The following is a 5,477-nucleotide window of genomic DNA, read 5'->3' as shown; positions in this document are numbered from 1 at the left end:
TTGCACGCGGCAAGGCGAACACGAACAGCGCGCCCTGTTCGCTGTCGCGCAGTTCGATACGGCGGCCATGCAACTGCACGATGCGCTGCACGATCAGCAGGCCGAGCCCGCCGTTTTCGCCACGCCGTGCCCCCAGTGCCGCCGGCGCCTGGAACAGTTGCCCACGCAGCGCTGGCGGCACTCCGGGACCATCGTCCTGCACCGCCACCTGCACACTGTCGGGTAGCGCGGACAGCTGCACCTGCACGCGGCCACCGTCCGGCGCATGTCGCAGCGCGTTGTCGAGCAGGTTGGTCAGCACGCGCTCCACAAGACCCAGGTCGGCGCGCACCAGCGGCAGGCCCGGCGGGAAATCAGCGTGCAGGTGCTGCCCACGTGCCTGYGCGGCAAGCTCGAACTTCTGCAGTACGTCCTGCAGCAGTTCCGGCAGCGCGAACACTTCCCACTCCAACCGCACTTCACCGTGTTCCAGCCGCGCCAGTTCGAACAACGCCCGGGCCAGACGGCCGACCTTGGCGCTCTGCGCCAGCGCGATACCGAGATAGCGACGACGCTCCTGCGGCGACAGCGTGGCTTCTTTCAGCGCCAGCGTTTCCAGGTAACCGTGCAGCGAGGACAACGGCGTGCGCAGGTCGTGCGAGATGTTGGCCACCAGTTCGCGGCGCTGCAGGTCCTGCTGGCGCAGCTGCTGCCACTGCTCGCCCAGCCGCTGTGCCATCTGCGAATGGGCATGTTCGAGGATCTTCAGTTCATCGCGCTCGCCCGCGCGCAGCGGTACCGGCGCTGGCAGTGGCGTCGGAGCGTCGATGTCGAAGGCCTGTATGCGCCGGGTGACCTGGCGCAGGGGCCGGGTCACCCAGTAGAAGGCCACCAGGCCGGCAAGCAGGCCCAGCCCGCCGATCAACAGCACCGACCAGAGCGTGGTGTGCCATTGACTGCCGGCGGCCAGATCGTCGGCCAGCATCTGCCGGTGTTCGCCCACCAGTACCACGTACACGTAACCCGCCTGCCGCCCCTGCACCACCAGTGGCGCGACACTGAACACCTTGCGGCCATCGGCACTGCGGGGATCGTCACCGAGGATCGGCAGCGGTGCACCGGACAGCAGGCGCCGCAGCGGTGCCACGTCCACCCGGGTGCGCACCAGGTGGCCGCTGGGCGCATCGTGGCCGAGGATGCGACCCTGCTCATCCAGCAGGTACACCTCGACACTGGGGTTGACCGCCATCAGCTGGCCGAACAATGCGCGCACCGCCGCATCGCGCATGCCGCTGGTGTCCATCAGCTCGCTGCGCTGGGCGATGTGCTCGGCCAACCCAAGCGACAGTCGCTGCACCACTTCCTGCTCATGCCGGGTATTGGTGCGCATCTGCCAGGCCAGCAGCGCCATGCAGCACATCAGCATCAGCGCCGACATCACCAGCGCCAGTTTCTGCCACAGGTTCGGCTTGATCATGCTGCCGCCCCGGCCGGGTCGACCAGCTTGTAGCCGCGCCCCCATACGGTCAGCAGGCGCCGCGGGTTGCCCGGGTCGGTCTCGATCTTGCTGCGCAGGCGGTTGATGTGGGTGTTGACCGTGTGCTCGTAACCGTCGTGCTGGTAGCCCCAGACCTGGTTGAGCAGTTCCATCCGCGCAAACACCTGGTCCGGGTGGCGGGCGAAGAACAGCAGCAGTTCGAACTCACGCGGGGTCAGTTCCAGTGCATTGCCATCGACGGCGGCAGTACGCGCGACCGGGTCCAGCCGCAGCCCCCCGAGTTCGATCGCCCCGGCATCGATGCGCGCGTTCTGTGCCATGGCTTCGGCGCGGCGCAGTAGCGCACGCACGCGCGCCACCAGTTCCGGCATCGAGAACGGCTTGGCCAGGTAGTCGTCCGCGCCCAGTTCCAGGCCGACGATGCGCTGGGTTTCACTGCCACGCGCACTGATGATGATGATCGGAACGTAGCGCGCCATCGCCCGTGCGCGCTGGCAGACCTGCAGACCGTCCACGCCCGGCAGCATCACGTCCAGTACCAGTGCATCCCACGGACCTTCCTGTTCGATCAGGCGCAGGCCGGCATCGCCGCTGGCGGCGTGTGCGACTTCATAGCCCTCATCACCCAGGTGCATGCGCAGCAGGTCGGCGATATGGGCATCGTCTTCAACGATCAGGACACGTTTGGCGGACATCGGCAGCTTCGGGCCAGTGGGGAGGCTGCCGGCATTGTGGCGCGGGAGCGGCGTGGATACCTCACGAAAAATTGAATCCTGCGTGAGGATTCGTTGACCGGAGGGGGCGCAGCATGGCCCCGTCGCCCCTTCCCGGAGTCCACCATGACCCTCACCCGCCGCCATCTGCTGGGCCTGGGCGGTGCTGTCACCGCCGCCGGCCTGCTGGGCTTGGGCGCGTGCAGCCGCGCGGCGCCAGCCGTTGCCGAGGCACGGCCTTCGCGACAGTTCGAGGTGGTCCGCAGCGATGCCGAGTGGCGTCGGCTGCTGAGCCCGGCGCAGTATGCCGTGCTGCGCCAGCAGGCCACCGAGCGCCCCTGGAGCAGCCCGCTGAACAAGGAACATCGGCAGGGCACGTTCGCCTGTGCCGGCTGTGCGTTGCCGCTGTTCTCTTCGTCCACCAAGTTCGAAAGCCACACCGGCTGGCCCAGCTTCTGGGCGCCGCTGCACAACGCCATCGGCGAGGACCGTGACACCACCTTCGGCATGTTGCGGGTGGAAGCACATTGCCRCCGTTGTGGCGGCCACCTCGGCCACGTGTTCAACGACGGCCCGCGGCCGACCGGACTGCGCTACTGCATGAACGGCGCCGCGATGGCGTTCATGCCCGGGACTGCGCAACAGGACGCCGCCGGCGACTGGCGCGTGCCGGTCGGTTCTTCCCCTGCTTCTGGAGCCTGATGATGCTGCTGTTGCTGCTTGCCTATCTCGGGGGCGTGCTGACCCTCCTCAGCCCCTGCATCCTGCCGGTGCTGCCGTTCGTGTTCGCACGCGCTGATCGTCCTTTCGTGCGCAGCACCCTGCCGCTGCTGGTGGGCATGGCACTGACCTTCACCGTGGTTGCCAGCCTGGCGGCGGTCGGCAGCCAGTGGGTGGCGCAGGCCAACCAGATCGGCCGCTGGGTGGCACTGGTACTGATGGCCGTGTTCGCCATCGCGCTGCTGTGGCCGACCCTGGCCGACCATCTGCTGGCGCCGTTCCAGCGCATCGGTGCGCGCCTGAGCGCGCGTGCCGACGCCGCGGATGCAGCCGGCCGTGGCGGCGCCTGGACCTCCCTGCTGATCGGCATCGCCACCGGCCTGCTGTGGGCGCCCTGCGCCGGCCCGATTCTCGGCCTGGTGCTGACCGGCGCCGCCCTGAACGGCGCCAGTGTCGGCACCAGTTCGCTGTTGCTGGCTTACGCGCTGGGCGCAGTCACCGCGCTGGCGCTGGCGGTGTGGGTGGGCGGTCGTGTGTTCCGCGCGCTGCAGGCCCGGCTCGGCCTGGGCAATGTGGTGCGCCGGGTGCTCGGCGTGGCAGCGTTGCTGGCAGTGGTGGCGATCGGCCTGGGCTGGGACACCGGCCTGCTGACCCGCCTGTCCGCGGTCAGCACCGCACGCATCGAACAGGGCCTGCTGGATGCCGTGCCCGATGCGCAGCCGGCAGCACCGCCGATGATGATGATGATGGCAGCCGGCCAGGCAGGCGCGCCGCTGCCGGTGGAAGGAACGCTGCCCACGCTGGACGGCGCCACCGGGTGGCTCAACAGCCCGCCGCTGAGCCGCGAGCAGCTGCATGGCAAGGTCGTGCTGATCGACTTCTGGACCTATTCCTGCATCAACTGCCTGCGTGCGATGCCGTTCGTGCACGAATGGGCGCAGCGCTACCGCGACCATGGCCTGGTGGTGATCGGCGTGCACACCCCGGAATTCGCGTTCGAGCGCGACCCGCGCAACGTGATGAAGGCCGTGCAGCAGCTGAAGGTCGAGTACCCGGTCGCACTCGACAACCAGTATGCGATCTGGCGCGCGTTCAACAACCGCTACTGGCCGGCGCACTACTTCGTCGATGCGCAGGGCAACATCCGCGGGCATCAGTTCGGCGAGGGCAACTACGCGCACTCCGAACAGGTGATCCGCCGCCTGCTGGTGGAAGCCGGGCAGACCGAGCTGCCGCCGCCTGCTGATCCGGCCGCGGCTGACCTGCTGGGCGTGGCCACGCAGGCCGACATGGGCAACCTGCGCTCGCCGGAAACCTACCTGGGCCACGCACGTGCCGAGCAGTTCGCCTCGCCGGGCGGGCAGCGCGCCGACGCAGCATTCGGCTACACGCTGCCGTCCATCCTGGCGCTGAACCAGTGGGGCCTGTCCGGACAGTGGCGGGTCAACGATGAGGCTGCACAACTGCAGCAGGCCGGCGGCCGCATCGCGTTCCAGTTCCACGCCCGCGACCTGCATCTGGTGCTGGCACCGGGCGAGGACGGCAAGCCGGTGCGCTTCCGCGTGCTGCTCGATGGCAAGCCATTGCCCGCGGCCGATGCCGGCGCCGACGTGGCCGCCGATGGCACCGGCACCGTCAACGAGCACCGCCTGTACCAGCTGATCCGCCAGCGCGGCACGATTGGTCCGCATCGTTTCGAGATCGAATTCCTCGACGCAGGCGTGCAGGCCTACGCCTTCACCTTCGGTTGAACCGGGAGCACACGATGAAACTCTCCTTCGAACAGGGCATTGCCGCCGGCGTCGCCGGCCTGGTCGCCACCGCGCTGGTCGCGGGTGTGCTGCTGGTGGACCACAGCGCGATCGCCGCCCCGGCCGAGCCCACGGCACAGCTGCAGGCACTGCCTGCGCCCAGCGGTGATGCGGCCTTCCGCGATGACGCCAGCCACGCCAGCGTGGTCTTCGCCGGCGGTTGTTTCTGGGGCGTGCAGGGCGTGTTCCAGCACGTCAAAGGGGTGAGCAACGCGGTGTCCGGTTACATCGGAGGCAGTGCCGCCGACGCCCGCTATGAGCGCGTCAGCGGTGGCCGCACCGGCCACGCCGAAGCGGTGAAGGTGGACTACGACCCGCGCCAGGTCAGCTATGGACAGTTGATGCAGGTGTTCTTCTCGGTGGTGCACGACCCGACCCAGCTCAACCGCCAAGGGCCCGATCACGGCAGCCAGTACCGCTCGGCGATCTACGTCGAAGACGCGCGCCAGCAGGCAGCAAGCCGTGCGTACATCGGTCAGCTCGGTCAGGCGGGGAGCTACCGCGCGCCGATCGTGACCCAGGTGAGCAGCGGCCAGCGCTTCTACCCGGCTGAGAGTTACCACCAGAACTACATGAGCAACTACCCGCAGGCCGCGTACATCCGCTACTACGACGCACCCAAGCTGACCGCGCTGGGCAAGCAGTTCCCGGCGTTGTACCGCCGCGATCCCGCGTTGGTGCCGATGCGGTGACACCCCGGGTAGTGCCGGCCGCCGGCCGGCAACCGCACCCTTCCGCAGCCGGGGATTTCCGGCC

At 68.7% G+C, this 5,477-nt stretch carries 5 protein-coding genes; 3 read left to right on the top strand and 2 right to left on the bottom strand.

What is annotated here, in order from left to right:
- Positions 1-1,456 (bottom strand): sensor histidine kinase (locus AB4Y84_RS11800; RefSeq protein ID WP_442250171.1); only part of this gene is annotated, 1,456 nt, incomplete at its 3' end.
- Positions 1,453-2,172: a response regulator transcription factor gene (locus tag AB4Y84_RS11795; protein WP_025878436.1), complete on the bottom strand. Its 720-nt coding sequence runs from the start codon at positions 2,170-2,172 to the stop codon at positions 1,453-1,455. The genes AB4Y84_RS11795 and AB4Y84_RS11800, both read right to left, overlap by 4 nt.
- A 144-nt stretch (positions 2,173-2,316) precedes the next feature.
- Here AB4Y84_RS11795 and msrB point away from each other — a divergent pair, with 144 nt between their 5' ends.
- Genes msrB through msrA form a run of 3 tightly spaced genes read left to right on the top strand, consistent with a single transcriptional unit; the run spans position 2,317 to position 5,413 of the window.
- On the top strand, positions 2,317-2,892 hold the full coding sequence (gene msrB / locus AB4Y84_RS11790; RefSeq protein WP_442250170.1) for a peptide-methionine (R)-S-oxide reductase MsrB: 576 nt from the start codon (positions 2,317-2,319) through the stop codon (positions 2,890-2,892).
- A gap of 2 nt (positions 2,893-2,894) precedes the next feature.
- Positions 2,895-4,661, top strand: coding sequence for a cytochrome c biogenesis protein DipZ (locus tag AB4Y84_RS11785; protein ID WP_442244753.1), 1,767 nt, complete (start codon positions 2,895-2,897; stop codon positions 4,659-4,661).
- A 14-nt stretch (positions 4,662-4,675) separates the two neighbouring features.
- Positions 4,676-5,413 carry a peptide-methionine (S)-S-oxide reductase MsrA gene (gene msrA / locus AB4Y84_RS11780; protein ID WP_088101640.1) on the top strand — a complete coding sequence of 246 codons (738 nt, stop codon included), beginning with the start codon at positions 4,676-4,678 and terminating at the stop codon, positions 5,411-5,413.
- Positions 5,414-5,477: the final 64 nt, after the last annotated feature.

Source organism: Stenotrophomonas sp. 2YAF22, from assembly GCF_052114665.1.
Classification (GTDB): domain Bacteria; phylum Pseudomonadota; class Gammaproteobacteria; order Xanthomonadales; family Xanthomonadaceae; genus Stenotrophomonas; species Stenotrophomonas indicatrix.
The sequence above is the reverse complement of the archived record's forward strand: the minus strand, read 5'-3'. Positions and strand labels throughout refer to the sequence as shown.

Coding starts and splice junctions, on each gene's coding strand:
- AB4Y84_RS11795 (WP_025878436.1), bottom strand. CDS start 2,172: ATGTCCGCCAAACGTGTCCTGATCGTTGAAGACGATGCCCATATCGCC.
- AB4Y84_RS11785 (WP_442244753.1), top strand. CDS start 2,895: ATGCTGCTGTTGCTGCTTGCCTATCTCGGGGGCGTGCTGACCCTCCTC.
- msrA (WP_088101640.1), top strand. CDS start 4,676: ATGAAACTCTCCTTCGAACAGGGCATTGCCGCCGGCGTCGCCGGCCTG.